Raw genomic sequence first — 26,936 nt, forward strand, 5'->3', positions numbered from 1 at the left:
CGACGGCCCGGTCAGGGCCGCAGGTCCGCTCCGGGATCGAGGATTTCGACGACGGGCTCGCGGTCCGGTTCCGAGAAGGAGAGCAGGGCAGCGGCTTCCGCCTCCACCGCGGCGCGGTCGGCGCGGGACCACCTGGCGTGCGGGCTGATCCGCAGCGACGCGGTGTCCCCCTTGGTGAACACCTTGTAGACGCCCGAGAGGAAACCGTCGATCAGGATCGGGGAGACCTGGTTGGCGAAGGCGCGCAGGGGCGGGGCATTGCCGTCGGGGACGATGCGGGTGCGGTCCTGGTGGGACAGGATGGCGTTGTCGTACCAGCCCAGCAGGCGGACGGGGGCGGGCAGATCCGGGTCGGCGAGGGTGGCGTCGGCGGCGTCGTAGAGGGTGCGGCCGCGGTCGTCGGTGTAGGTGCGGACCCGGTCGCCGAGCTTCTCGACGGCCTTCTTCATGCCGGTGAGCTTGGACCAGGTCTGCATGTCCATGGTGGTGGCGGGACCGAAGGCGCGCAGATAGCGCAGCAGCAGTTCCCCGAGCGGATAGCCGGGGTCGAGGGCTGCGCCGAGCCAGGGTTGCACGCGGGACCAGACCGGACGGCTGCTGTCGCCCCACCGGCCACGGGGCGGGGTCTGCAGGACGGGGAGCTGGTAGAGCCAGGCCTGCACGATCGCGCCGGGATCGCGGTCCGGGTACCGGGCGGCGGCGTGTTCGCGCAGCGTCGCGGCGGGGGTCGGCTCGTCGCCGAGTACCTCTTCCCCCTGCGCGCGCACCTCCTCGGGATCCAGGCCGACCAGCGCGCCGAAGTTGAAACCCTTACGGAAGGGGATCTTTTCGAGTTCCGGCTGGATGTGCGGGGCGATGCGCAGCGCGTCGGGCGGGGTTACGAGGTGAATGGTGCCGCGCATCAGGGTGATTCGCACCAGCGACCGGTCGTCGAGGGCCTTCGACACCGTCCCGGGATCGAAATCGGCTGTGCGGCTCCACAATGCGACGAACGGCGGCAGCACGTCCTGCGCCTGCAGGCCGATGAGGTGGTCGCACAGCTCGTGCACGCCGAGCCCGGACCGCTCGAGCAGATGCTGACGCGCGAGCAGAGTCCGGTTCAGCACCCGGTTGGACAGCTTCACGATCGGTGACGCTACGGGAGCCGGACGCGGTGCGCGCGCGATCGCGCCGGGCGAACCGGGTCAGCGGAGGGTGACGACGACCTTGCCGGTGGCGGTGCGCTTGTCGAGGGCGGAGACCGCCTCGGCGGTATGCGCGAGGGCGTAGAGCACGGGCTCCGGCGGGGTGATCTTGCCGTTCGCGAGCAGCGGTTCCACCTCGGCCCACTGCTCCTGCAGGTAGCCCGGGTGGGACATGACCCACTCGCCCCAGGCGGCGCCGACCACCTCGACGTTCTTGAGCAGCAGGCGGTTCACCTTGACGGTGGGGATGTCGCCCGCGGTGAAGCCGACCACCAGCAGCCGCCCGGCCGAAGCCAGCGAGCGAATGCTGTCGGTGAAGCGGTCGCCGCCGACCGGGTCGAGCACGATGTCGACGCCGCGGCCGCCGGTGAGTTCCTTGACCGCGGCCAGCCAGCCGTCGGTGAGCACCACGTCGGTGGCCCCGTTGGCCCGGGCGACCTCGGCCTTCTCCTCCGTGCTGACCACGGCGACGACGCGCCCAGCGCCCAGCGCCTGTGCCATGCGCAGCGTGGAGGTGCCGATGCCGCCGGCGGCGCCGTGCACCAGCACGGTCTCCCCGGGGGCCAGGCGGCCGCGGTTGCGGAGGCAGAAGTGCACGGTCAGGTCGTTGAAGAGCACGCCCGCCCCCGACTCCAGGGAGACATTGTCGGGCAGTTTGAAGACCATTTCCGCCGGCGCCACCGCGACTTCCGCGGCCGCGTTGCCGAGCAGGGTCAGCGCGACCACCCGGTCGCCGGGCCGCACGTGCGAGCCCTCCGGCGCCTCGCGCACGATGCCGCCGACCTCGCAGCCGACGACGTAGGGCAGCGGCGGCTTCATCTGGTACAGGCCGCGGGTCATGAGTACATCGGGGAAGGCGATCCCGGCCGCGTGCACGTCGATGACGACGCCGCCCGGATACCCCGCCGGCTCGGGAATCTCGAGAACCTCGATGGCCTCCGGGCCTTCCAGCTTGCTCACCACGGCTGCGCGCATTCTCGATCAACTCCGATCAATTCACGGCGGATACCTGCCGAACCTAGCTGATGCACGCGCCCCCTGCCAACGAGCTCCACGCCTCGCGCCCGACGCACGCTGTCGTTTCACGACTCCCAAGGCGACAACTGATTTCGGAACGTTCGGGGTAACTCATCGGGTACGCCCACAATCGGTTCGGCACCATCCGCAGGCACGGGTGCGGAAACGGCAACGGCTCTCGGCCGCCCGCTGAAGGTGCGGGGAGGCGGTGGAGCTCAGCGATGGGCGTATTCGATCATGGACTCATTGGCCGCGACCTGACCGCCGGTGGTGATGACCAGGCTGTAGGCGGTGATCCGGTACTGCGTGCCGTCGGTGGGATTGACGACCGTGAAACCGCCGGTGCCGTCGGGTACCGGGTCGTCGAGCTGAATGCCCGCATTGTCGCTGATGCGGACGCCCTTGTAATAGAAGCGGCCGGTCACGGTGCGGCACACCACCAGGCGCGATTTGTCGGTGCGGCCGATGGCCATGGCCGGGTCGTCGGCATTGCAGCGCGGCGGCTGCGCGGTGAAACCCTGTGTGTCCGTACCGGATACGGTGCCCGAGAGCGGGACCAGGGTGGTGGTCGGGACGGTCGTGCGGGCGGTGGTCATGGAGGTGTACGCGGCGGTGGTCTGTGCCGGACCGGTGACCGTCGTGACGCCGCCGGCACCGTCGCCACCGGTCTTGCCGGACAACAGTGCCCACGCGAGCACCGCGCCCAGCACCAGGACCACCCCGATGAGCGCGCCCACCAGCAGCGGCACATTGTTGCGTCCGGCGGGCGGCAACGGCAGCGGCGAGGAAGGGTGCTCGCGGGGCAGGGCCGGGTTCTCGTAGGGCGCGGCCTGGTTCGCGTAAGGCGCGGTTTGGTTCGCGTAGGGCCCTGCCGGGTGCAGGTACGACCCGTGGCCGGGCAGATACCCGGCCTGCCCGGCGGGAACCCTGCGCAGCACGGTCGGTTCGTTGTTGCCCGGCCCGGCGGGGACCGGGCCGGAAACCTGGCCGTCGCGCGGGTAATCCACCGGGCCGGAAAGCTGCTGCGGTCCCGAACGGTCCACCGGGGGCTGCGGTCCCCGGGTGTAGTCCACCGGGCCCGAGGGATGACCACCCCCGGGAACTTCGCCGGGCCCGGCCGGACGACCGGGACGCGGGTAATCGACGGAGACCGACGGCTGATCGAGGTAATTCGGCCCGGAGCCCCCGGGCGGGACGGCCGGGGAACCGATGGTCGGTGGGGCGGGCGGCACGGTGGTGCGGGTGGGCTCGCCGTGGCCGGTCCGCATCAGTGCGGCCCGGGCGGCGCGGGCGAGCTGCCCGGCGGTGGCGTAGCGCCGGGTCGGATCCTTGGCCATACCGATGGCGACCACCTGATCCAGGCCGACCGGGACCCCGGCGCGGACGCTGGGCCGCGGCGGGGGCGTGAGCATGTGGGCCCGGATGGTGGCGAGATTGCCCTCCACCCGGAACGGCGGACCGCCGGTGAGGCATTCGTACAGCACGCAGGCCAGCGCGTAGATGTCGGCGCCGGGCGAGACCGAGGCATTGTGCTCGAAGCGTTCCGGGGCCATGTAGGCGAAGGAGCCGATGGCATTGCCGGTCTGAGTGAGCTGGACGTCGGACTCGGTGTGCGCGATGCCGAAATCCACCAGGTAGGCGAAGGTTTCGCCGGTGAGCAGGATATTGGCGGGTTTGACGTCGCGGTGCACGAGCCCGCTCTCGTGGGCGGCGTCGAGTGCGGCGGCGACCTGCTCCACCACGGTGACGGCCTGCTCGGGCGCCATCGGGCCCTCGTCGTGCAGGTAGGCCTTGAGGTCGCGGCCGCGCACCAGCCGCATGTCGATGAACAGGACGCCGTCCACCTCACCCCAGTCGTGCACCGGAATGACGTGCGGTTCCTGGAGTTTGGCGGCGGTGCGGGATTCGCGGCGGAAGCGCTCGACATAGGTGGGCTGCCGCGCCAGATCGACATCCAGCAGTTTCACCGCGACCACCCGGTCGCGCACCGTGTCGTAGGCCTCATAGACCTCGCCCATGCCGCCGACCCCGAGCAGCCGCCGCAACTCGTACTGCCCGAACCGCGAACCGGCCCTCGCCCCTGCGGCCACCCTGCGTCGTCCTCCCTGCCGCTGGATATACAACAGGAAAGGCTACGGGCCGTGCGACGCACTGTCATTCCCCCGATCTCCGCGCAGTCGTTCCGCCGATGACCGCGACAGTGCGCGACGGCCCCGCCAAGCCCCGAACAGTGCCGTTTCCCATTCGGCTGGACTGATCTCCGCAGCCGAGAAACACTGTCGTTCCCCGAACAGAAGTACAGGTGACTCGACGTGAGTGTGTCCCGCACGCCCCGTAGAGTCATGTCACGGACTTCGGTCAGTAGGCACCTCACCGGTGCTTTTGGAAAGACATGCGGCACACCGTGCAGCGCGAGGAGCACCAGTGTCACTCGATGAGCCACTCGCCCCGCTTCCCCAGGAGGGCATGGGCTTCGCTTCCGCGTGGCCCGTCCGAGCCGGCGACGTGGATCCCTATCAACGGCTGCGATTCGATGCCGTGGCCCGCTACCTCCAGGACATCGCCTGGGAGGAAATGCAATCCGGATTCTTCCATCGGACGGATCCGGCCTGGATCGTGCGGCGCACCGTGGTGGACGTGGTGCGGCCCATCCACTGGCCGGACCGGGTGGAACTGCGGCGCTGGTGTTCGGCCATGTCGACGCGGTGGACCAATATGCGGGTGCGGATCACCAGCGAGAACGGCGGCCTGATCGAGACCGAAGGGTTCTGGATCAATATCAACGAGTTCACCAATATGCCGACCCGGATCAGCGACGAGGGCCTGGCCGAGCTCGCCCGCACCACCGATCAGCACCGGCTGCGCTGGCGGCCCTGGCTCACCGACCCCACGCCGCCGGAATCGGATGTCGATCTGCCGTTCCCGGTGCGCGCCACCGATATCGACCAGTACAACCACGTGAACAACGCGGCCTACTGGCAGGCGGTGGAGCAGTACCTGGTCGACTACCCGAAGCTGGTGGCCGGGCCGCATCGCGCGGTCATCGAGTACGTGGCGCCGGTGCTGGCGCGCCAGCACATCAGCGTGCGCAGCCGGTACGAGCCGGGCGATCGAACCGGGCATCCGGCGGCACTGCGGCTGTGGTTCGTGGTGGGCGGGGTCACGACCACGGCGGTGCGCATCGGGCCGCTGCCCAGCTGAATTCATACTGCCCAGCTGAATCCGATACCGCCCAACTGAATTCGATACTGCCCCCGAACAACCGCGAAAACGGCTGTGGCCCCACCCATTACAGGTGGGGCCACAGCCATCGGTGCATGCCCTGAGAGTCCCGGGAGTTGGGTCTAGCCCTTGGCGGCCTTGAGGAGGTTCTCGACGCTGGTGAACTTCACGCGCGGGCGGCCCGCGGACTTGCCCGCGGTCTTCTCGGCGGCGTCGATGGCCTTCCAGCCGTCCCGGCCGATCTGGTCGGGCTGGCGCTCGGCGAGGAGGGCCTCCAGCGCGGCACGACCGGCTTGCGGGGCAGCGAGCTTGCCCTGGGTGAAGTCCTCGATGAGCTGGTCGACGGTCTCCTGCGAGTCCATGCGGTTGGAGCCGATGACGCCGCGCGGGCCGCGCTTGATCCAGCCGGAGACGTAGACGCCCGCAACGGGGTTGCCGGCGGCCAGGACTCGGCCCTTGTCATTGGGGATGACGCCGGCGGACTCGTCGAACGGCACGTCCGCGACGGGCTCGCCCTTGTAGCCGATGGAGCGCAGCACCAGCGACGCCTCGACGGTGCCGGTGCGGTCCGAGGCGCGGGCCACGGTGCGGCCGTTCTCCTCGACCAGCTCGTTGTGCACGTACTCGACCGCCTCGGCCTTGCCGTCGCCGGTGATGGCGGTGGGAGAGACCAGGTAGCGGAACACGATTCGCTTGTTGTCCGGGTTGCGGGGACCGGCGGCGTATTCCTGGGCGAGGGTGTACTTGAGCTGCAGCGAGGGTTCGACCTCCGGGTCGTCCAGCTCGGCCTGCGAGGCCGGGTCCAGGACCAGGTCCTCGGGGTCGACGATGATGTCGACGCCCTTCAGGTGCGTGAGCGCCAGGAACTCCGGCGAGGTGTAGGCGGCCTGCAGCGGACCGCGGCGGCCCAGCACCACGACCTCGGTGATGTTGCTGCGGCGCAGCGCATCCAGGGCGTGGTCGGCGATATCGGTCTTGGCCAGCTCGTCCGGGTCGACGGTGAGCACGCGGGCCACGTCGAGCGCCACATTGCCGTTGCCGACGATGACGGCGCGCTCGCCGGAGAGGTCGAATTCGCGGTCGGCGAAGTCCGGGTGGCCGTTGTACCAGGCCACGAACTCGGTGGCGGAGTGGCTACCGGGCAGGTCCTCGCCGGGGATGCCGAGGTGGCGGTCGGTGGCCGCGCCGACGGCGTAGATGACGGCGTGGTGGTGGGCGAGCAGCTCCTCGTGCGAGATGTGCTTGCCGACTTCGACATTCAACCGGTACTGCAGTGCCTCGCGCCGGAAGGCCGACTCGAACAGGCCGGCCACCGACTTGGTGCCCGGGTGGTCGGGGGCGACGCCCGCGCGCACCAGGCCGTACGGGGTGGGCAGCCGGTCGAACAGCTCCACCTCGACATCGGCGCGGCGCAGCAGCTCCTCGGCGGCGTAGCAGGCGGCAGGGCCCGCGCCGACGATGGCGACCCGCAGCGTGCCCAGTTCCTTGGGTGCCCGGGACGGCGCGACCAGCGGCTCGAAGTTCGACTCCAGCGGATGCCGTTGGAAGTAGGCGGCATTGATATCGCGGAAGCGCGCCAGCGAGGCGAGCAGATCGTCCTCGGAGAAGATCGCGTCGACCGGGCAGGCGTCGACGCAGGCGCCGCAGTCGATGCAGGTGTCCGGGTCGATGTAGAGCTGCTCGGTGGTGGCGAACTCGCGTTGCTCGGGCGTGGGACGAATGCAATCGACCGGACACTCGGGTACGCAGCTGGCGTCGTTGCAACAACGCTGCGTGATCACATAGGCCATATCTCGCAGATCCTCGAAACTGTCGCGTGTAATACTCCGCTCGGGGTCGAGCAGGGTCGGTAGAACACGTTCTAATATAGGCGGCGTTCCATCGGGTGTCGGCACTGCGATGTGTCGCCACCTTCAGTGTGCCTCGAGTGTGAGCATTGTCTCGCGTCGGCACCGGCGTGCACCGCTGTGAGACCGGTCTCCCGGGCGTACTCGAGGCCCCCTACCGTAATGCCTATGGTGCGGACTCTCATCCTGATGCGGCACGGCAAATCCGGATACCCGGAGGGCGTGCAGGACCACGAGCGGCCCCTGGCCCCGCGCGGGCGGCGCGAGGCGGCGCTGGCGGGTGACTGGCTGCGCGCCACCCAGCCGGAGATCGACGCCGTCCTCTGTTCCACTTCGACGCGAACGCGGGAGACCTTGGTGGCCACCGGCATCACCGCGCCGGTGACGTTCGAGAGCTCGATCTACGAGGCGTCCCCGCACATCATCATCGAGATGCTGCAACTCACCGACGATGCCGTGGAAACCCTGCTGGTCATCGGCCACTCCCCCGGAATGCCCTGGACGGCATGGGAATTGGCAGCCAACCGGCATTCCGGCCCGGCCGAGGAGATGAGCGCGAAATTCCCCACCTCGGCGCTGGCGGTCATCGAGTTCGACCGCCCGTGGGCAGCCGCCGACCCGGGCACGGGTGAACTGGTGCGATTCCACGTGCCGCGGTAGGCCCGGCTACCCCGGCAGGGCCGGGCTCAGCCGAGTAGCTTGCCCTTCCACACCACGACACCACCGAAGATCAGCAGGAGCAGCAGCGCCGGCCAGAAGCCGAGCAGCCACCACACCACGCCCAGCACCGCCACCACGGGCAGCGCGGCAATGGCCGTGATCACCGGTTGTTCTTTGGCCGTCTCCAGGGCCGAGCGGGCCCTGATCCGATCCACGTCTTTTCCAGCCATGACCCCAGGGTAGGCGCGAAACGGGCCGGTCGAGCCGCACATCGAAACTTCGCGCACCCACGTCCTCGACGTCGCACGTCCGTACGCTTGCTTGGAGTGCACTCCAACCCACTAACGTCGTGGATGGCCGGCAGGAAGGGGCGAGACCGATGAGCGCAGCACCGGTACAACAGCGCAATCCGGCACCGCAGGACACCGTGGAGCACGAACGGCCGCGATATTCGATCGGCGAGGTCTCCGATCGGTGCGGCCTGACCCGGGACACGCTGCGCTGGTACGAGCGCATCGGCCTGATGGACTACGTGGGCCGCGACCACTCCGGCCAGCGCCGGTTCAGCGACCGGGATCTGGGCTGGCTGGCATTCATCGGGAAGCTGCGGCGCACGGGCATGTCGGTGGCCGACATGGTCAAGTACGCGGAGCTGGTGCGGGCCGGGGAGCACACCTATCCGGAGCGGCTCGAGATGTTCCGGCGGACCCGCGCCGAAGTACTCGCCCAGATCGAGGAACTGCAATCCACCCTGGTGGTCCTCGACTACAAGATCGAGCTCTACGGCGGCGGACAGACGTGTGATCCGCCGGCCGGGTCGAACGACGCTGCCCGGGTCGAGTCGAACGGCACTGCCCGGGTCGGGTCGAACGGCACTGCCCGCCAGGGGGACTGAGCGCCGGCTCCGCCCGGATCAGCCGATCTGGATGGAGCGCTTGGCCATTCCGTACCAGAAGCCGTCGATGGCGGTGTGCTGCGTGGCCAGTTCGTCCGCGCCCGCGCCGAGGGTCACGAACAGCGGCGCGAAATGCTCGGTGCGCGGGTGGGCGCGGCGGGCGTCGGGGGCGGTGTGCTCGAAGTCCAGCAGGGCGTCGATGTCGCCGGCGGCGAGTGCCTCGTCGCCCCAGTGGTCGAATTCCCGGGACCAGCCGGGCGCGAAGTCGGCCGGCATGGAGAAGTTCGCCTCGCGCAGGTTGTGCGTGAAGAAGCCGCTGCCGAGGATGAGGACGCCCTCGTCGCGCAGCGGGGCGAGACGGCGGCCCAGGTCGTAGAGGCCGACCGGGTCGAGGGTCGGCAGGGACAGCTGCAGGACCGGGATGTCGGCATCGGGGTACATCTCGACGAGCGGCACGTACGCACCGTGATCGAGGCCGCGGGTCGGCGCGTCGTGCACCGGCCGGCCCGGACTACCCAGCAGCGCACGGACTTTCGCGGCCAGGTCGGGAGCGCCCGGGGCGGCGTAACGGACCCGGTAGTAGTGCTCGGGGAAGCCCCAGAAGTCGTAGAGCAGCGGCACCGTGGTGGTCGCGCCGAGGGTGACGGGCGCGTCCTCCCAGTGCGCGGAGACCACCAGAATGGCGGTGGGCCCGGGCAGTTCGGCCGACCAGGCGGCGAGCTGGCCGGGCCAGATCGGGTCGTCGGCCAGGGGCGGTGCGCCGTGGCTCAGGTAGAGCACCGGCATGCGGTCCGTCCGCTCGTGAGTCACGGCCTGGGACATGGGATTTCCTCTCGATCTCAACCACGGAACTCGATGGTCGGCTCAGCCACGGAGCCGGATGGTCGGCTCAGCCACGGAGCCGGATGGTCGGCTCAGCCACGGAACTGGATGGTCGGCTCAGCCGACGAGCCGGATGGTGTGCCCGGTGTGCTCGGCCTTGGCGCGCAGGTAGCGCAGGTTGTCGGGGGTGGCGTGGACGCCGGTGGGGACGGTGTCGCGCACCGTCACGCCGAGCGCGGTCAGCTGGCGGACCTTGTCGGGGTTGTTGGTGAGCAGGTCGAGTTCGCCGACGCCGAGGGCGGTCAGCATCTGGGCGGCCGCGGTGTAGTCGCGGGCGTCCTCGTCGAAGCCGAGTTCGGTATTGGCCTGGTAGGTGTCCAGGCCCGAGTCCTGCAGCGCGTAGGCGTCGAGCTTGTTGTAGAGGCCGATGTCGCGGCCCTCCTGGCGCAGGTAGAGCAGGATGCCGCCGGTGCCGGTGATGAGCTCGACGGCCTCGCGCAGCTGCGGTCCGCAGTCGCAGCGGGCGGAGCCGAAGACGTCGCCGGTGAGGCATTCGGAGTGCAGCCGCACCAGCGGCGTGGCCGGCCCGTCCGGTCCGAGGCCGGGTTCACCGAGGACGAGGGCGACGTGCTCGCGGCCGTCGGCGAGACCGTCGAAGGTGACCGCCTGTGCGGTCGTCGAGTAGCCGTCGGCGAAGGTCAGCGGAATCCGCACGCGGGTGCGGACGCTTGCACCGACGAAGGTGCTGCTCATGATTGCTCCTGAGGCCAGGGACCAGTTCTTTGAATGAGGCACAGTGTTCAAATTTGAACCGCAGGGGGCCGGATGTTATTCCAACTCGAACAACCGGCTGTAACCTGGGCAGATGACTCCACGCTGGCTGAACGAGGAGGAGCGGGCGGCCTGGTTGGCCTTCCTGAGCGCCTCCAGCCTGCTGGAACGCCGACTCGGCAGACAGCTCGAGCGGGACTCCGGACTCTCCCACCTGCAATACGAGATCCTGGTCCGCCTCGCCGCCGCCCCCGACGGCGAACTGCGCATGACCGAACTGGCCTCGACCCTGCTCAACTCCAAGAGCAAGCTCACCTACCAGGTCGACCAGCTGGAGAAGGCGGGCCTGGTGACCCGCCGCAACTGCCGCACCGATCTACGCGCGGTCTACGCTCGCCTCACCGACGCCGGACGCGAGCGCCTCGAACAGGCCGCCCCTGGCCACGTCGAGACGGTGCGAGAATTCTTCGTCGACGCCTTCACTCCGGAGCAATTGGCCGCTGTGGCAGCGGGTTTCACCGAGGTCAACCGCCGCCTCCGGGAAGAAACCGGGTAACCGTTCCGAGTCCGCTCAGGACGCCTCGGCCACACCGGGATTCGGGGCGTAGGGCGCGGCCAGGACCGCGTCCCGGTGCCGGGCCAGCAGCACGCGGCGCTGGGTCAGCTCGGCGATCTGGTCGTCGAGGCGATCCAGGCCGTCGCTCACCACCTGCCGGGAGTGATCACAGTGCTGGAAGCCGGATTCGGTGGCGCAGGGCAGCAGCTCCCGGATATCGCGGGTGGGCAGTCCGGCGTCGAGGAGTTCGCGGATGCGGGCGACCCGATCCGGGGCGGCGGCGGGGTAGCTGCGGTAGCCGTTCGAATCCCGGTGCGGGACAAGCAGTCCCTGCTCCTCGTAGTAGCGCAGCAGCCGGGCGGGCACCCCGGTGGCCCGGGACAGTTCGCCGATCAGCACTGTGACCTCCCGCACATCGCGTTGACCTTCACATCCATGTGAATCCCTAACGTCGCCGCCATGACGAACATTTCTCCCGAAAGCCCGGTCCTCACCACCAAGGTCTCCGGTTCCGGCCCCGCCATCGTGCTTGCCCACGGTGGAGGCGGCGGCATCGACGCCAACTTCGGCGGCCTGATTCCCCTGCTCGCCACCGATCACCTGGTCATCGGTTCCGATTACCCGGCCGACGACACTCCGCTCACCCTGGACTCGCTCGCCGACGCCCTGGTCGCCGAGGCGGTGGCCCGCGAGGCCGAGACCTTTTCGATCGTCGCCTTCTCCCTCGGCACCGCGGTGGCGATCCGGGCGGCGGTGCGGCATCCGGAGCGGGTGCGCGGGCTGGTGCTCACCGGCGGCTTCGCCCGGCCCGACAATCGGTCGCGGCTGAACATCCAACTGTGGCAGCGCGCCCTGGCCGCTGGGGACAACGAATCCTTCGCGCGGTTCGTCCTGCTCGCCGGGTTCAGCGCGGACTTCGTGAATGCCCTTCCCGAAGAGCAGCTTTCGGCGATCCTGGCGCAGACCGCCGCGAATATCCCGGGTGGCACCGCCGCGCAGGCGGCGCTGATCGAGCACACGGACGTGCGTGCCGACCTGCCGCAGGTGGCGGTGCCGACGCTGGTCATCGGGCTCGCCGGCGACCTGCTCTGCGATCCGGCCAACGCCCGCGAACAGGCCGCCGGGATTCCGGGGGCCGAGTACACCGAACTCCCGGCCGGGCACGTCGTCATGGTGGAGCAGCCCCATGCCTGGCACGCGGCCGTGCTCGACTTCTTCGCCCGGCAGCGGGCGGCCGCGGCACGCTGAGTTCACGCGGAAGTCCCCGGTGAGTTCACCGGGAAGACCTCGGTCTGAAACACCAATTTTCAGACCAGAAGGCACGGTTCACATTCTCGGCTTACGATGCAGCCACTATGCAGTCGCCTGTAACTCACGACCGGGTGTGGATCGACAAGCAGACGCCCGAGGTCTTCCGCGAACTCAACAGCGTCGCGTTCGCGGTGCGGAACGCCGCCGCGGCCGCCGATCTGGACCGCGCGGTCATGGAATTGGTGAATGTCCGCGTCTCCCAGCTCACCGGTTGCCCGTTCTGCCTGGACCTGCATTCCCGGTACGCCCGCGAAGCCGGCGTCACCCAGCAGCAATTGGATGTCCTGACCGCCTGGCGCCGCAGTCCGTACCTGTTCACGGAACTGCAGCAGGCCGCACTCTCGGTGGCCGAGACGGTCACTTCATTGCCGGATGAGGAGACCATGCAGCGTGAGTATGCTGCTGCGCGGCAACATTTGTCGGATGACCAGATGTCCGTTCTCATCTGGGCTGCGACCACTATCGGCGCGTTCAATCGCGTGTCGATTATGAGCAGACATCCGGTGCGGGTGCGGAAGGAGAACTGAACAATGAGCGAACAGGCTGTGACGGCCGCAGTCGTTCGTAACGACGCGCAACACCGGTACGAGGTGTGGTACGGGAATTCGCTCGCCGGGTTCAGCGAGTACCGCGAGCGCGACGACAACGACACCACCTTCATTCATACCGAGGTGGATCAGGAATTCAGCGGCAAGGGCCTGGCGAATCTGCTCGCACAGGAGGCGATCAAGGACGTGATCGCCCGCGGCCGCGTCATCGTGGCACGCTGCCCGTTCATCAAGGGCTGGTTGGACAAGCACCCGGAATACGACGAATACGTGGTGGGCAAGGGCATCAAGAGGTGAGCAGGGAGGAGCGGGCATGAGTGATCTGGAGCCACGGCCGGAAGAGGCGCTGTGCGAATCGTCCGGGCGACCCGGGCCACGCGCCGAGTTCTTCCCGGCCCGCGAGGTGCCGCTGGGCGGCGTGCGCGGGGTGACCGTCTTCCGGTCACTGCCGCAGCGGGACCTGCCGACGGTCGGCGCATGGTGCTTCCTGGACCATTTCGACGGCGGCTCGCCCGCCAACCCGGAGGGGCACGACATCGACCCGCATCCGCATATCGGATTGCAAACGGTCACGTGGCCGCTGGACGGGCGGATCCGCCACCGCGACAGTGTGGGCTCGGATGTGGAGATCGCGCCCGGGCAGCTGAACCTCATGACCTCCGGACGCGGCATCGCGCACTCGGAGTATCGAGTGCCGGGCCACATCTCGGGTCACGGGCTCCAGCTGTGGGTGGCACTGCCGGACGAATCCCGGGATATCGCACCGCATTTCGAGCAGCATCGGGACCTGCCCGAGTTCACGCTGCCGGGGCTGCACGGCGTCGTCCTGATGGGCACGCTCGGCGGGGCCACCTCGCCGGCGCGGGCCTACACCCCGATCGTCGGCGCCGATCTGCGGCTCGAGGCGGGAGCGGCGGTGACACTGCCGCTGAACCCGGACTTCGAGCACGCGGTGCTGGTGATCGCGGGCGGGCTCCGCGTCGACGACACCGACGTCGCGCCCGGCAGCCTGTTCTACCTGGGCAGCGACCGCGAGTCCCTCCGGCTGCACGACTCCGCGGGCGGCGCGCATCTGCTGCTGCTCGGCGGTGAACCGTTCGGCGAGGATCTGGTCATGTGGTGGAACTTCGTGGCGCGCAGCCACGAGGAGATCGAACAGGCCCGCAACGACTGGGAGAAGCACGATGTCGGCCGCTTCGCCGATATCGCCGGGCACACGCCGGATCAGCGGATCCCGGCGCCGCCGCTGCCGGGGCTGCATCTGAAGCCGCGCAAGCGCCGCTGCGGCGTGCCGCACGAGTAACGGGGTCGGCCCCGAACCACACTGGTTCGGGGCCGATTTCGTTGCGGCCCGGCAATCAGCGGCTGGTCATCGACTGAGTTCCGATGACCCGCAACAGATCCAGCTTCTGCTGGGTGTCGGTGCCGGGCGCGGGGTAGTAGATCAGCACGTGCCGGGTGGCGCTGGGGGTGAGCAGCGGTTCGCAGATCAGCTCCAGCACACCGACTTCCGGGTGCACCATGCGCTTGGTGTGGCCGGTTCCGGTACCCACCTCGTGCTCGTTCCACAGCCGCTCGAACTCCGGGCTGGCGGCCCGCAACCGGGCCACCAGCTCGGTCACGTCGGCGTCGCCGGCGCGGCGGGCGGAGACCGCGCGCAGATCGGCGACATGCTTGTGGCTCATGGCTTCCCAGTCCTCCGGCGGGAAGATGGCGCGGGAGCCCGGTTCGGTGAACCAGCGCCACGGGATGCATCGTTCCAGCCCGCGCCGCTGCGAGTAGTCCCCGGACAGCAGGGTGTGCATGCGGTTCTGCACCAGCACCTCACCCAGGTCCGAGATGACCACGGCCGGGGTGTCGTCCAGCTTCGAGAGCAGGTGCAGCAGGCCCGGTCCCACGTGGCTGTCGCCGCCGCGCGCGGGGGCCTGGTGGCCGGACAGGTGGTAGACGTGGTCGCGCTCGCTGTCGGTCAGCCGCAGCGCCCGCGCCAGCGACGCCAGCACCTGCACGGACGGGCGCGGGCCGCGTGCCTGCTCCAGCCGGGTGTAGTAGTCGGTCGACATGCCCGCGAGCATGGCGACCTCGTCGCGGCGCAGGCCCGGGGTGCGGCGGCGCGCGCCCGGCGGCAACCCGACGGTGGCGGGTTGCAGCTGCTCACGGCGGCGGCGCAGGAAGTCGGCCAGCTCGGTTCGATCCACCTCACCACTGTCCCCCGCCCTCGGCCCGCTAGCCAGGTACCGGCGATCCCAGTCTGCGCCGCGCGAAGTCCACCCCAGCCGTCCTCGGGGGTAACCAGGGATCGGCGATCCCTGGATGAACGCTCCTCTCCCGGACCCCGCCGCGCAGGCGCAGTGTTATCGGCATGACCACGAACCTCAGCACCGTTCAGCTCGGCAAGACCGGGCCCGCCGTCTCCCGCCTGGCCCTCGGGGCCATGGGTATGTCCGGCATGTACGGCACGGCCGACGACGCCGTCTCGATCGCCACCGTGCACGCCGCCCTCGACTCGGGCGCGAACCTCATCGACACCGGCGACTTCTACGGCATGGGCCACAACGAACTGCTCATCCGGCAGGCGCTGGCCGACCGCAAGCGCGAGGACATCCTGCTCAGCGTGAAGTACGGCGCGCTGCGCGGACCCGACAACAGCTTCGGCGGTGTCGACACCCGGCCCGCGGCCACCAAGAATTTCCTCGCCTACTCCCTGCAGCGACTGGGCACCGACTACGTCGACATCTACCGGCCCGCCCGGCTGGACCCGAACATCCCGATCGAGGAGACCATCGGCGGCCTCGCGGAGCTGGTGCAGGCCGGCTACATCCGCCACATCGGCCTGTCCGAGGTGGGTGCGGAGACGCTGCGCCGCGCGGCGGCCGTGCACCCGATCGTGGACCTGCAGATCGAATACTCCCTGGTCTCGCGCGGCATCGAGGCCGAAATCCTGCCCGTCGCACGGGAACTCGGCATCGGCCTCACCGCGTACGGGGTGCTCTCCCGCGGCCTGCTGAGCGATTCGCTGCGGCCCGGGCAGCAGTTCGCGCCCTCCGATTTCCGGGCGCACAGCCCGCGTTTCCAGGGCGAGAACCTCGACGCCAACCTGCGCCTGGTCGACGCGCTGGCGACGATCGCGGCCGAACACCAGGTGAGCGTGGCCCAGCTGGCCATCGCCTGGGTGCTGTCGCGGGGCACCGACATCGTGCCGCTGATCGGCGCGCGGAAGCCGGAACGCTGGGCCGAAGCCGTTGCGGCGGTGGACATTCGGCTGTCCGAGGCCGAGCTGGCCACCATCGAGGCGGCCGTGCCCGCCGACCAGGTGGCGGGCGGCCGCTACGCGCCCGCGCAGATGGCCATGCTCGACAGCGAGCGCTGAGTCACCTCGCTGGAGCCGGAATCACTTCCGGCGCGGCCGGATCACCGCGGTGAAGGCGGCGCGGGCCACGGGCTTGCCGGTGACGTCGGCGATCGTCACCGGCACCTCGAGCTCGATCTCGGTGCGGGATTCGATGTTCGCGCGAGTCTCGGCGATGGTCTCCGGCGTCAGCTCGGCGGTGGCGCTGAACGGGCCCGCCTCGCCCTTGGCGCGGGCCAGGTATTCGATGCGGCCGTCGCGGGCGACGATGAAGGTGTCGGCGAGCAGGTCCACGATGCCGGAGATGGACGCACCCATGGCGGCCGTCTCGGCCAGGCCGAACAGCAGGGCGGCGTGGATGTCGCCGTTGTGGTTGAAGTGCTCGGGGCGCGCGGCCATGCGGACCACATTGCGGCCCGGGGCGTAGTCCACGCCCTCGATGCCGGTGAACTGGATGAAGCCGAGCTTCTGGAAGCCCGCCATCACCATCTCGCCCATGGCGGCGTTCGCCTCGTCCTTGGTAGCGCTGTCCATCGCCTCTCCTGCCCGGCCAGAAATTGAAACCTGTTCCAATTTCATACCGGGCCGGGCGCGGCTTTGTCCACGGCAGCTTCCTGCCACGGATCCACGGCAGCCTCCCGCCGGGTCAGCCCACCACCCGGCCGGCCAGCCCCAGCGCCTCCGCGGTCCGGGCCATGGTCTGGCGCGCCAGCCGCGGATCCTTGGCCAGGCTCTGCCCGAGTGTCGGCATCAGCTCGCGCAACCGCGGCTCCCAGAGCCGGGAGTAGCGCGGGAAACAGCGTTCCAGCACCTCGAGCAGGATCACCGGGGCGGTCGACGCACCCGGTGTCGCGCCCAGCACCGCGGCGATCGAACCATCCTGCGCGGCAACGACTTCCGTCCCGAACTCCAGCACCCCGCCCTGCTCCGGATCCGGCTTCACCAGCTGGGCGCGCTGACCCGCGGTGACCAGGGTCCAGTCCTCGGCGCGGGCCTCGGGGACGAATTCCCGCAGCGCGGCGAGCTTCTTCTTCCGGGTCGAGGCCAGCTGCGTCACCAGCAGCCGCATCAGCTCGGGATTCGACTTCAGCGTGGCCGCGATCGGGCCCGCATTGGCCGGCCGCACCGACCCCGCGGCGTCGAAGAGCGAACCACGTTTCAGAAAACGCGGATTCGCCCCGGCGTACGGACCGAACAGCAGCGCGCGATCGCCGTTCACGACCCGGGTATCCAAGTGCGGCATGGCAATCGACGGCGCACCCGAGGGCGCGCTGCCGTAGACCTTCCCGTCGTGCTCGGCCACCACGGCGGGATTGTCGCAGCGCAGGAATCGACCACTGACCGGCAGCAGGCTGTAACCGTGCACTTCCCGAACACCGGCCCGCTGCAGGATTTTCAGCGCCCACCCGCCCGCGCCCGCGAATACGAAGCGGGCGTCCACCTTTCGCGTGAGGCGGTCGTTGTCGGTGCGCCAGTCGACCCGCAGCTGCCAGGTGCCGTCATTGTTGCGGCGCAGCCCGCGCACCTCGCAATTGCGGTGAATCTCGACATCCTGCCAGCGCAGCCAATGGAACAGCTGGCCGGTCAGTTCGCCGAAATCCACATCGCTGCCGGTGATATCGCGGGTCGCGGCGATCGGCTCGGAGGCGTCACGGCCCCGGGTGATCAGCGGAGCCCAGTCGGCAATGACCTCCGGGTCGTCGCTGAATCGCATATTCGCGAAAAGGTGGTGCGCGGACATGGTTTCGTGGCGGCGGCGCAGGAAATCCACTTCCCGCTGCCCGCGCGCCAGCGTCAGGTGCGGAACCGGATTGATGAAGGTCTCCGGCTTGCGCAGCACCCCGGATTCCACCAGCGACGCCCACAGCTGCCGGGTGAGCTGGAACTGCTCATTGAGCTCCAGCGCCGGCTCGATATCGATACTGCCGTCGGGATTCTCGGTGGTGTAATCGAGTTCGCACAGTCCGGCATGGCCGGTGCCCGAATTGTTCCAGGCCGCCGACGCTTCGGAGCCCACCTCGGGCAATCGCTCGTACACGCCGATGGTCCAGCTGGGTTCCAGATGCTTGATCAGCATCGCGAGCGTCGCGCTCATGATGCCGCCGCCGATCAGCACGACATCGTAGGGCCGCAGCGGCAGTTGTGTTCTCATCGTCATTACCTGGAAACCCCGATTGAACTCGTACAGCGTACGGGCACGCTAGCACCATCCACCGGCCCGCCAGGGCGGCGCAGCAACACTATCGCCGAACCCCGCACCGCGCACCCGGAGCTACCGGCCGGGTTGCGACATTGTTCGAAAGCGTCCTATATTGGCCACAATCCAAGAGATGCTCTCCAGAAGTTGTGCCGCAGAATGAGAGCATCCGCCTCCGGAGAGGCGCGGAGTGGGCGGCAGTGCTGTTGTGCCCACTCATCTCTCCATGGAGGTCATCCCCATGCATATCGGTCTCGGACTTCCCATTTCCGATCCCCTCGCCCTGCTCGACTGGGCACGCCGCGCCGACGCCGGCCCCTTCTCCACCCTCGGCCTGCTCGATCGGCTGGTCTACGACAATCCCGAACCGCTGGTCACCCTCGGCGTGCTCGCCGGCGCGACCAGCCGCGTCAAGCTGCAGACCGAGGTCCTCATCGCGCCCCTGCGCGATCCCGCACTGCTCGCCAAGCAGGCCGCCACCCTGGATGTGCTGTCCGGCGGGCGCTTCGTGCTCGGGCTCGGCGTGGGCGGGCGCGCCGACGACCACGAGGCCTCCGGCACCGAGCTGCACACTCGCGGCCGCCGCCTCGATCAGCAGATCGGCCTCATGCGCGATCTCTGGGCGGGCAAGCCGTTCAGTTCCACCTGCGGGCCCATCGGCCCCGCACCGAGCTCACCCTCCGGCCCGGAACTGCTCTTCGGCGGCTTCCAGCCCGCCGCGCTGGAACGCGTCGGCCGCTGGGGCGGCGGCTTCCTCGCGGCCGCCGCGCCCTCCTGGGCGGGCGGGCTCTTCGACACGGTCCGCCGTTCCTGGCGCGACCACGGCCGCACCGGCGCGCCCCGCATCGTGGCCCAGGTCAATGTCGCGCTCGGCCCGGACGCCGTGCTCGACGACGCCCGCACGTCCATGGGCGCGTACTACGAATTCTCCGGCCGCGCCGACTTCATGGTCGACGGCATGCTGACCACGCCCGGCGAAATCCGCGACGCCATCCGGCAATTCGGCGATCTCGGGGCGGACGAGGTGATGCTGTACTGCTACGGCCGCGACGCCGATCAGGTGGATCGGCTCGCCGACGTGATCGGCTGACCGTCCCGCGGGCTCAGCCGACCATCTTGCGGGCCCGGTAGGCCGCGACCGCATTGCGGTTGGTGCAGGCCGTGGAGCAGTAGCGGCGGGAACGGTTGCGGGACAGGTCCAGCACGATGCCCGCGCAGGTCTCGTCGGCGCAGATGGCCAGCCGGGACAGCTCGTCGGCGCGGATCAGGTCGATCATGGCCATGGCGGTCTCGACGGCCATGCGGACATCCAGCGGAGCCTCGGGCGGCACCGCGTGGATGTGGTAGTCGAGGCCGTCGTGGCGGACCAGCCGCGGCACCGCGCGATGCTCGGCCAGGATGGCGTTCACCAGGTCGACCGCGGTGTCGCAGTCGGCGGTGAGCAGGCGGCGCAGCGGGGCGCGCTGGGCGCGGACGGCCGTCAGCTCCGCCCGGGTGCGGGCATGGACGCCGGTGTAGCCGTGCTTGACGAAAAACTCGTCCAGCTGGGCGATCTCGGTGAGGGTGTCCGGGTCCTCGGCCGAGTTCACCAGTTCCACCGCCGCCGCCATGGCCGCCACCGTGTCATCAGCGAAAATCACTTTGACAGATTACACCCGGGCCACTTAGCGTCATTTGTCATGGCGACTTTGACTCATGACAGGGCGGCGGCGTCGCACCGGCTGCGTTCCGGACTGCTCTGCGCCGCGCTGTCGGCATCCGCGTTCGGGCTCTCCGGCCCGCTGGCCCGCGGGCTCATCGACGCCGGCTGGAGTCCAGCCGCCGTGGTCATCGTGCGCGTACTGCTCGGCGCGCTGGTGCTGCTGCCGGTGGCCGCGCGGCAGTTGCGCGGCGACTGGAACCTGCTGCGCCGCAATGCCGCCCTGCTCGCGGGCTACGGCCTGCTGGCCGTCGCCACCGCTCAGCTGGCCTACTTCAATGCCGTCGCGCACATGGATGTCGCGGTGGCGCTGCTCATCGAATACACCGCACCCATCGCGGTGGTGGTGTGGCTGTGGCTGCAGCACAGCCAGAAACCCGGGCGCGCAACCGTTCTCGGCGCGGTCATCGGCGTTACCGGCTTGATCCTGGTGCTCGACCTGAACTCCGGGACGGCCACCAGCTGGGCCGGCATCGCCTGGGCGCTGGGCGCGATGGTCGGCGCGGCAGCGTATTTCATCCTGTCCGCGCACGCCGGGGATCAGGTACCCGGCACCGTGCTGGCCACCGGCGGACTGCTGGTCGGCGGGCTCGGCATTCTGGCGGCCGGGCTGATCGGCATCGTGCCGCTGCACGCCACCACGGCATCCGTAGCGTTCCAGGGCTTCACAGTGGACTGGTGGGCACCGCTGCTCGCGCTCGGCGTGATCACCGCCGCCGTCTCGTACGTGACCGGCATTGCCGCCACCCGGCTGCTCGGCTCCCGGCTGGCGTCCTTCGCGGCGCTCGGCGAGGTGCTGGCCGCCATTCTGTTCTCCTGGGCGCTGCTCGGTCAGGCGCCCGCGCCGATCCAATTGCTCGGTGGCGCATTGATTCTCATCGGCGTGATGGTGGTCCGGCTGGGCGAGCCCGCGGACGACCCGCTCGCGACCGCTACGCCGCACTCCTGACACCGGCGCTGACCTGCCGATTCCATTTGCCGATTGCCCTTGTGCGCCATAACCCTTCACATCTCGAGTTGATAACGGTAGTTTGTCGCAAATGTCGGGGAACCAGTCCGCAACTCGAGGAAAACCACGATGGCTATAACCAAATACATTGCGCCCGCCCTGCTTTGCCTGATCGCGACCACGGTCGCGGGCACCGCAACCGCCGAACCGGCGCAGGCTCCGGAGCAACCCGCCCTGCAGATCAAGGGCACCGATCACAACATCGGCTATGACGTGGCCCTCACCGCCGACCACCGCGCCGCCGTCAGCACCCTGCAGGCCGGGCACTTCCTCGCCACCTGGGACGGCGACGCCGTCATCGTGACCAACGACGACGGCGTCCTGGTCTCCACCGTCCCCCTGAAGTACGACATCGACGGCAAGACAGCCGAATTCACCCCGACGATCGATCAGGACAACCGCCGGCTGACCCTCACCCCCATCGCGGAATCCGACACCCCGGTCCGCGAGGTCGACGCCCAGCAGCACTTCTTCGACGTCGTCCAGGCCAACCTCCCCGCGGTAGCCACCGGCGCGGCCATCGGCGCCACCATCGGCTTCATCGCGGGCTTCCCCGTCGGCCTGTTCGTCCTCGACTTCATCACCGCTCCCCTGCTCGCCGTGGTCGGCGGCGTGGTCGGCGGCGCCATCGGGCTCCAGATGTCCGGCGGCCAGCAGGCCACCGAGGCGGCCCTCAGCTACGTCGACACCCTCGCCCCCGGCACCGGCAACCTCTTCCGCCCGGTCTTCGCGGCCCTCCCCGCCGCCCCTCAACCGGCGAACTGACCCGCCCCGCAGCACAATTCGGCCCGCGCTCCTCGTCAGAGCGCGGGCCGAATTGCGGGTACATGAACTACCAAGTGACCTCAGGCAATTCGATGTCGATCAGGAACGGGCGATCAACCGCCGGCATCGCAGCTTCGAAACCGAAGGCAGCGCAAATAGATCCGGCCCCCGCTTCGATGTGAAGCGGGGGCCGGATCCGTGATGCCCGGCTAGCGGACTCAGCGGTAGTCGCTGAAGCCGTAGTCGTCCAGCGGGACCGCGGCACCGGTGGAGGTGCCGAAGCCGTCCGGGCTGTAGTAGCTGTCGTCGTAGGACGGGACAGCGTACGCGGCCTGGCGGGCCTCCTCGGTGGGCTGAACCTGGATGTTGCGGTACCGGTTGATGCCGGTACCGGCCGGGATCAGCTTACCGATGATCACGTTCTCCTTCAGGCCGATCAGCTTGTCGGAGCGGCAGTTGATCGCGGCGTCCGTGAGCACGCGGGTGGTCTCCTGGAAGGAGGCCGCCGACAGCCACGAATCGGTCGCGAGCGACGCCTTGGTGATACCCATCAGCACCGGGCGACCCGAGGCGGGCTCGCCACCCTCCGCGACCACGCGGCGGTTGGCGGACTCGAACTCGGCGCGCTCCACCAGCGAACCCGGGAGGAACTCGGTCGCACCCGAATCGATGATGGTGACGCGGCGCAGCATCTGGCGGACGATCACCTCGATGTGCTTGTCGTGGATGGACACACCCTGCGAGCGGTACACCTCCTGGACCTCGTGGACCAGGTGGACCTGCACCTGACGCGGACCCATCACGCGCAGCACCTCGTGCGGATCGGCCGAGCCCTCGAGCAGCTGCTGACCGACCTCGACGTGGTCACCGTCGGCCAGGAGACGCTCGGAGCCGTCCTCGTGCTTGAACACCCGCAGCCGCTGACGCTTCGACAGCTTGTCGTACAGGACCTCGTCCGACCCGTCGTCCGGGATGATCGTGATCTTGTAGAAGCGGTCGTCGTCCTCGAGCCGCACGCGACCCGACACCTCGGCAATGGGGGCCTTGCCCTTGGGCACACGAGCCTCGAAGAGCTCCTGCACTCGGGGCAGACCACCCGTGATGTCGTCACCCGCGACACCACCCTGGTGGAAGGTACGCATGGTCAGCTGGGTACCGGGCTCACCGATGGACTGGGCGGCGACGATACCGACGGCCTCGCCGATGTCCACCAGCTTGCCGGTCGCCATCGAGCGGCCGTAGCAGGTGGCGCACACGCCGGTGCCGGTGGTGCAGGTCAGCACGGAGCGGACCTTCACCTCGGTGATGCCGGCCTCGAGCAGCGCCTCCAGGGCGGGATCGCCCAGGTCGTGGCCCTTCTCGACGACGACATTGCCGTTCGCGTCCACCGCGTCGGTGGCCAGCGTACGAGCGTAGGTGCTGGTCTCCACGTGGGCGTCCCGGATGAGCGAGCCGTCGGCCTGCTTCTCCGCGATCGGCACCACGATGCCGCGCTCGGTGCCACAGTCGGTCTCGCGCACGATGACGTCCTGCGACACGTCCACCAGACGACGGGTCAGGTAACCCGAGTCGGCGGTACGAAGCGCGGTGTCGGCCAGACCCTTACGCGCACCGTGGGTGTTGATGAAGTACTCCAGAACCGTCAGGCCCTCACGGAAGGAGGACTTGATCGGCCGCGGGATGAACTCACCCTTCGGGTTGGTAACCAGACCCTTCATACCGGCGAGGGTACGAGTCTGGGTGAAGTTACCGGTCGCGCCCGAGTCGACGATCGTGATGATCGGGTTGTCGGCCGGGTAGTGCGCGCGCAGCGCCTTACCGACCTCTTCGGTCGCTTCCTGCCAGATCTTGACCAGGGCGTTGTTGCGCTCCTGGTGATCGAGCGCACCACGCTGGTACTTCTTCTCGATCTGATCCGACTGCGCCTCGTAGCGCTCCATGATCTCCGCCTTCTCCGGCGGAACGAGCACGTCCGACATGGAGACGGTGACACCGGAGCGGGTGGCCCAGTAGAAGCCGGAGTCCTTCAGCTTGTCGACGGTCTGCGCCACGACGATCATCGGGTAGCGCTCGGCGAGATCGTTGATGATCGCCGCCTGACGCTTCTTCGGCATCGGCTCGTCGATGAACGCGTAGTCCGCCGGGAGCAGGTCGTTGAAGATGACGCGGCCCAGCGTGGTCTTGGTGATCCACGCGTCGCCCCGCTGCCAGCCGTCCGGGAACAGCTCGGCCTCGACGTCCTTCGGCGGACGCTGCTCGGTCAGGCGAATCTTGATCAGCGAACGCACGGTCAGCTCACCGCGGTCGACGGCCATCTGCGCCTCGGCGGGCGAGGAGTAGACGCCGAACTCGGCCTCGTCCTTGGTGGCCGCGCGGTACTCGCCCTTCGCGCCCTCTTCCAGGCGAGTCAGGTAGTACAGACCGGTCACCATGTCCAGACGCGGCATGGCGAGCGGACGACCCGACGCCGGCGACAGGATGTTGTTCGAGGACAGCATCAGGATGCGGGCCTCGGCCTGCGCCTCCGCCGACAGCGGCAGGTGCACGGCCATCTGGTCACCGTCGAAGTCGGCGTTGAACGCCTCACACACCAGCGGGTGCAGCTGGATGGCCTTACCTTCGACCAGCAGCGGCTCGAAGGCCTGGATACCCAGGCGGTGCAGGGTAGGCGCACGGTTCAGCAGCACCGGGTGCTCGGAGATGACCTCTTCGAGGACATCCCACACCTGGGGACGCTGACGCTCGACCATCCGCTTGGCGGACTTGATGTTCTGCGCGTGGTTCAGGTCGACCAGACGCTTCATGACGAACGGCTTGAACAGCTCGAGCGCCATCAGCTTGGGCAGACCACACTGGTGCAGCTTGAGCTGCGGGCCGACGACGATGACCGAACGGCCGGAGTAGTCGACACGCTTACCGAGCAGGTTCTGACGGAAACGACCCTGCTTGCCCTTGAGCAGATCGCTCAGCGACTTCAGCGGGCGGTTACCCGGACCGGTGACCGGACGGCCACGACGGCCGTTGTCGAACAGCGCGTCCACCGACTCCTGAAGCATGCGCTTCTCGTTGTTCACGATGATCTCGGGCGCACCCAGATCGATCAGTCGCTTCAGCCGGTTGTTGCGGTTGATGACGCGGCGGTACAGATCGTTCAGGTCGGAGGTCGCGAAGCGGCCACCGTCCAGCTGCACCATCGGGCGCAGCTCCGGCGGGATCACCGGCACGGCGTCGAGGACCATGCCCATCGGCGAGTTGCCGTTGGTCTGGAACGCGGCCACGACCTTCAGACGCTTCAGCGCGCGCAGCTTCTTCTGGCCCTTGCCCGTGCGAATGGTCTCGCGCAGGTTCTCGGCCTCGGCGGCGATGTCGAAGGTCTCCATGAGCTTCTGGATCGCCTCGGCACCCATGGCACCGGTGAAGTACTCGCCGTAGCGGTCCTGCAGCTCGCGGTAGATCACCTCGTCGATGATCAGCTGCTTCTTGGCCAGCTTGGTGAAGGTGGTCCAGATCTCCTCGAGCCGGTCCAGCTCACGCTGGGCGCGGTCGCGCAGCTGACGCATCTCGCGCTCGCCGCCGTCCTTGACCTTGCGGCGGACGTCGGACTTGGCGCCCTCGGCCTCCAGCTCGGCCAGGTCGGCCTCCAGCTTCTGGGCGCGGGCCTCGAGGTCGGCGTCGCGCTGATCGGCGACCGACTTCTTCTCGACCTCCATCTCCGCCTCGAGCGTGGACAGCTCGTTGTGGCGCAGCTCGTCGTCGACCGAAGTGATCACGTACGCGGCGAAGTAGATGATCTTTTCCAGATCCTTCGGCGCGAGGTCGAGCAGGTAGCCCAGGCGCGACGGCACACCCTTGAAGTACCAGATGTGGGTGACCGGGGCGGCCAGCTCGATGTGGCCCATGCGCTCACGACGCACCTTGGCACGAGTCACCTCGACACCGCAGCGCTCACAGATGATGCCCTTGAAGCGGACACGCTTGTACTTACCGCAGTAGCACTCCCAGTCCCGGGTGGGACCGAAGATCTTCTCGCAGAAGAGGCCGTCCTTCTCCGGCTTCAGCGTGCGGTAGTTGATGGTCTCCGGCTTCTTGACCTCGCCGAAAGACCAGTTGCGAATGTCTTCGGCGGTCGCCAGGCCGATCCGGAGTTCATCGAAGAAGTTGACGTCTAGCACGTAACTTCCTTTCCCCTGTTCGGGTTGAGAATGAGCAAAAGTTCAAATCCGTTGCCCTGGAGCGCCTCCCGGCGCTCCAGGACCGTTCGCTCACTGCGCCAGGTCGTCGACCGTCGCAGCCTCGTTGCGGGACAGGTTGATACCCAGGTTCGCCGCGGCGCGCTCCAGGTCCTCGTCGTCGCCGTCGCGCATCTCGATGGCGGCACCGTCCGAGGACAGCACCTCCACGTTCAGGCACAGCGACTGGAGCTCCTTGAGCAGAACCTTGAACGACTCCGGGATGCCCGGCTCCGGAATGTTCTCGCCCTTGACGATCGCCTCGTACACCTTCACGCGGCCGACAACGTCGTCCGACTTGATGGTGAGGAGTTCCTGCAGGGTGTAGGCCGCGCCGTACGCCTGCATGGCCCAACATTCCATCTCGCCGAAGCGCTGACCACCGAACTGCGCCTTACCACCCAGCGGCTGCTGCGTGATCATCGAGTACGGACCGGTCGAACGCGCGTGGATCTTGTCGTCGACCAGGTGGTGCAGCTTCAGGATGTACATGTAGCCGACCGAGACCGGGTACGGGAACGGCTCGCCGGAGCGGCCGTCCAGCAGGATGGCCTTACCGTCGTCGTTGATCATCTTCTCGCCGTCGCGGTTCGGCAGCGTCGAACCGAGCAGGCCGGTCAGCTCTTCCTCACGCGCACCGTCGAACACCGGGGTGGCGATGTTCGTGTCGGCGGGCTGGCCGATCATTTCCTCGGGCAGGTTCTTCGCCCAGTCCGGGGAACCGTCGACCTGCCAACCGGTCTTGGCGATGTAACCCAGATGGGTCTCCAGCACCTGGCCGATGTTCATACGACGCGGCACACCGTGGGTGTTCAGGATGATGTCGACCGGCGTGCCGTCGGGCAGGAACGGCAT

Annotated in this window: 25 protein-coding genes and 1 pseudogene; 12 read left to right on the forward strand and 14 right to left on the reverse strand. The window is 68.6% G+C overall.

The window, feature by feature from the left end; all coding sequences use genetic code 11:
• Positions 1–11 precede the first annotated feature (11 nt).
• The 3 genes from ABZV44_RS15840 to ABZV44_RS15850 form a co-directional block, all read right to left on the reverse strand.
• Positions 12–1,124 (reverse strand): winged helix DNA-binding domain-containing protein, encoded by a 1,113-nt coding sequence (locus ABZV44_RS15840; RefSeq protein WP_354836497.1) that lies wholly within the window; start codon positions 1,122–1,124, stop codon positions 12–14.
• Positions 1,125–1,184: 60 nt separating this feature from the next.
• Entirely contained in the window at positions 1,185–2,159 is a 975-nt protein-coding gene (locus tag ABZV44_RS15845; RefSeq protein WP_354836499.1) for an NADPH:quinone oxidoreductase family protein, read from the reverse strand.
• Positions 2,160–2,416: 257 nt separating this feature from the next.
• The gene (locus tag ABZV44_RS15850; protein WP_354836501.1) at positions 2,417–4,291 is read right to left on the reverse strand and encodes a protein kinase; all 1,875 of its coding nucleotides are present in this window, start codon (positions 4,289–4,291) and stop codon (positions 2,417–2,419) included.
• A gap of 334 nt (positions 4,292–4,625) precedes the next feature.
• Between ABZV44_RS15850 and ABZV44_RS15855 the strand changes: the two genes are divergently transcribed.
• Entirely contained in the window at positions 4,626–5,402 is a 777-nt protein-coding gene (locus ABZV44_RS15855; protein ID WP_354836503.1) for an acyl-ACP thioesterase domain-containing protein, read from the forward strand.
• Positions 5,403–5,545: 143 nt separating this feature from the next.
• Here ABZV44_RS15855 and ABZV44_RS15860 read toward each other — a convergent pair whose 3' ends face one another.
• Positions 5,546–7,213: an FAD-dependent oxidoreductase gene (locus tag ABZV44_RS15860; protein WP_354836505.1), complete on the reverse strand. Its 1,668-nt coding sequence runs from the start codon at positions 7,211–7,213 to the stop codon at positions 5,546–5,548.
• 225 nt (positions 7,214–7,438) lie between these two features.
• On the opposite strand from ABZV44_RS15860, the gene ABZV44_RS15865 reads away from it, so the two are divergent.
• Positions 7,439–7,930: a histidine phosphatase family protein gene (locus ABZV44_RS15865; protein ID WP_354836507.1), complete on the forward strand. Its 492-nt coding sequence runs from the start codon at positions 7,439–7,441 to the stop codon at positions 7,928–7,930.
• 26 nt (positions 7,931–7,956) lie between these two features.
• On the opposite strand, the gene ABZV44_RS15870 is transcribed toward ABZV44_RS15865, so the two are convergent.
• Positions 7,957–8,160 (reverse strand): hypothetical protein, encoded by a 204-nt coding sequence (locus tag ABZV44_RS15870; RefSeq protein WP_354836509.1) that lies wholly within the window; start codon positions 8,158–8,160, stop codon positions 7,957–7,959.
• A 149-nt stretch (positions 8,161–8,309) separates the two neighbouring features.
• Here ABZV44_RS15870 and ABZV44_RS15875 point away from each other — a divergent pair, with 149 nt between their 5' ends.
• A complete protein-coding gene (locus tag ABZV44_RS15875) occupies positions 8,310–8,825 on the forward strand; it encodes a MerR family transcriptional regulator (protein ID WP_354836511.1) in 516 nt (171 codons plus the stop codon).
• 18 nt (positions 8,826–8,843) lie between these two features.
• On the opposite strand, the gene ABZV44_RS15880 is transcribed toward ABZV44_RS15875, so the two are convergent.
• Positions 8,844–9,647, reverse strand: a complete 804-nt coding sequence (locus tag ABZV44_RS15880; protein ID WP_354836513.1) for a class III extradiol ring-cleavage dioxygenase — start codon at positions 9,645–9,647, stop codon at positions 8,844–8,846.
• 117 nt (positions 9,648–9,764) lie between these two features.
• A complete protein-coding gene (ribA, locus tag ABZV44_RS15885; RefSeq protein WP_354836515.1) occupies positions 9,765–10,400 on the reverse strand; it encodes a GTP cyclohydrolase II in 636 nt (211 codons plus the stop codon).
• Between the two features lie 112 nt (positions 10,401–10,512).
• Here ribA and ABZV44_RS15890 point away from each other — a divergent pair, with 112 nt between their 5' ends.
• Positions 10,513–10,974 carry a MarR family transcriptional regulator gene (locus tag ABZV44_RS15890; RefSeq protein ID WP_354836517.1) on the forward strand — a complete coding sequence of 154 codons (462 nt, stop codon included), beginning with the start codon at positions 10,513–10,515 and terminating at the stop codon, positions 10,972–10,974.
• A gap of 15 nt (positions 10,975–10,989) precedes the next feature.
• Here ABZV44_RS15890 and ABZV44_RS15895 read toward each other — a convergent pair whose 3' ends face one another.
• Positions 10,990–11,388, reverse strand: a complete 399-nt coding sequence (locus ABZV44_RS15895; RefSeq protein ID WP_354836519.1) for a MerR family transcriptional regulator — start codon at positions 11,386–11,388, stop codon at positions 10,990–10,992.
• A 45-nt stretch (positions 11,389–11,433) separates the two neighbouring features.
• Between ABZV44_RS15895 and ABZV44_RS15900 the strand changes: the two genes are divergently transcribed.
• The 4 genes from ABZV44_RS15900 to ABZV44_RS15915 all read left to right on the forward strand — a co-directional run bounded on the left by ABZV44_RS15900 (position 11,434) and on the right by ABZV44_RS15915 (position 14,136).
• Positions 11,434–12,222 (forward strand): alpha/beta fold hydrolase, encoded by a 789-nt coding sequence (locus ABZV44_RS15900; protein WP_354836521.1) that lies wholly within the window; start codon positions 11,434–11,436, stop codon positions 12,220–12,222.
• Between the two features lie 107 nt (positions 12,223–12,329).
• Positions 12,330–12,812: a carboxymuconolactone decarboxylase family protein gene (locus ABZV44_RS15905; RefSeq protein ID WP_354836523.1), complete on the forward strand. Its 483-nt coding sequence runs from the start codon at positions 12,330–12,332 to the stop codon at positions 12,810–12,812.
• A 3-nt stretch (positions 12,813–12,815) separates the two neighbouring features.
• The gene (locus ABZV44_RS15910) at positions 12,816–13,130 is read left to right on the forward strand and encodes a GNAT family N-acetyltransferase (protein WP_354836525.1); all 315 of its coding nucleotides are present in this window, start codon (positions 12,816–12,818) and stop codon (positions 13,128–13,130) included.
• Positions 13,131–13,146: 16 nt separating this feature from the next.
• The gene (locus tag ABZV44_RS15915) at positions 13,147–14,136 is read left to right on the forward strand and encodes a pirin family protein (RefSeq protein WP_354836527.1); all 990 of its coding nucleotides are present in this window, start codon (positions 13,147–13,149) and stop codon (positions 14,134–14,136) included.
• Between the two features lie 55 nt (positions 14,137–14,191).
• On the opposite strand, the gene ABZV44_RS15920 is transcribed toward ABZV44_RS15915, so the two are convergent.
• A complete protein-coding gene (locus ABZV44_RS15920) occupies positions 14,192–15,031 on the reverse strand; it encodes a helix-turn-helix transcriptional regulator (RefSeq protein WP_354836529.1) in 840 nt (279 codons plus the stop codon).
• A 164-nt stretch (positions 15,032–15,195) separates the two neighbouring features.
• On the opposite strand from ABZV44_RS15920, the gene ABZV44_RS15925 reads away from it, so the two are divergent.
• Positions 15,196–16,203, forward strand: coding sequence for an aldo/keto reductase (locus tag ABZV44_RS15925; RefSeq protein WP_354836531.1), 1,008 nt, complete (start codon positions 15,196–15,198; stop codon positions 16,201–16,203).
• A 21-nt stretch (positions 16,204–16,224) separates the two neighbouring features.
• On the opposite strand, the gene ABZV44_RS15930 is transcribed toward ABZV44_RS15925, so the two are convergent.
• Together ABZV44_RS15930 and mqo are read right to left on the reverse strand one after the other, a co-directional pair.
• Positions 16,225–16,716 (reverse strand): DUF4442 domain-containing protein, encoded by a 492-nt coding sequence (locus ABZV44_RS15930; RefSeq protein WP_040862003.1) that lies wholly within the window; start codon positions 16,714–16,716, stop codon positions 16,225–16,227.
• 112 nt (positions 16,717–16,828) lie between these two features.
• Positions 16,829–18,334 carry a malate dehydrogenase (quinone) gene (gene mqo, locus ABZV44_RS15935; protein WP_354836533.1) on the reverse strand — a complete coding sequence of 502 codons (1,506 nt, stop codon included), beginning with the start codon at positions 18,332–18,334 and terminating at the stop codon, positions 16,829–16,831.
• Between the two features lie 286 nt (positions 18,335–18,620).
• Between mqo and ABZV44_RS15940 the strand changes: the two genes are divergently transcribed.
• A complete protein-coding gene (locus tag ABZV44_RS15940) occupies positions 18,621–19,469 on the forward strand; it encodes an LLM class flavin-dependent oxidoreductase (protein WP_354836535.1) in 849 nt (282 codons plus the stop codon).
• A 13-nt stretch (positions 19,470–19,482) separates the two neighbouring features.
• On the opposite strand, the gene ABZV44_RS15945 is transcribed toward ABZV44_RS15940, so the two are convergent.
• On the reverse strand, positions 19,483–20,019 hold the full coding sequence (locus ABZV44_RS15945) for a CGNR zinc finger domain-containing protein (RefSeq protein ID WP_354836537.1): 537 nt from the start codon (positions 20,017–20,019) through the stop codon (positions 19,483–19,485).
• Positions 20,020–20,058: 39 nt separating this feature from the next.
• On the opposite strand from ABZV44_RS15945, the gene ABZV44_RS15950 reads away from it, so the two are divergent.
• Complete coding sequence (locus ABZV44_RS15950) at positions 20,059–21,027, forward strand: DMT family transporter (protein WP_354836539.1); 969 nt, start codon at positions 20,059–20,061, stop codon at positions 21,025–21,027.
• Positions 21,028–21,156: 129 nt separating this feature from the next.
• Positions 21,157–21,852, forward strand: coding sequence for a hypothetical protein (locus ABZV44_RS15955; protein ID WP_354836541.1), 696 nt, complete (start codon positions 21,157–21,159; stop codon positions 21,850–21,852).
• A 218-nt stretch (positions 21,853–22,070) separates the two neighbouring features.
• Here ABZV44_RS15955 and ABZV44_RS15960 read toward each other — a convergent pair whose 3' ends face one another.
• Together ABZV44_RS15960 and ABZV44_RS15965 are read right to left on the reverse strand one after the other, a co-directional pair.
• Positions 22,071–26,024, reverse strand: coding sequence for a DNA-directed RNA polymerase subunit beta' (locus tag ABZV44_RS15960; RefSeq protein WP_354836543.1), 3,954 nt, complete (start codon positions 26,022–26,024; stop codon positions 22,071–22,073).
• Between the two features lie 90 nt (positions 26,025–26,114).
• Positions 26,115–26,936: pseudogene (locus ABZV44_RS15965) on the reverse strand (DNA-directed RNA polymerase subunit beta); the annotation flags it as partial.

It is taken from the genome of Nocardia sp. NPDC004860 (genome assembly GCF_040609015.1).
Classification (GTDB): domain Bacteria; phylum Actinomycetota; class Actinomycetes; order Mycobacteriales; family Mycobacteriaceae; genus Nocardia.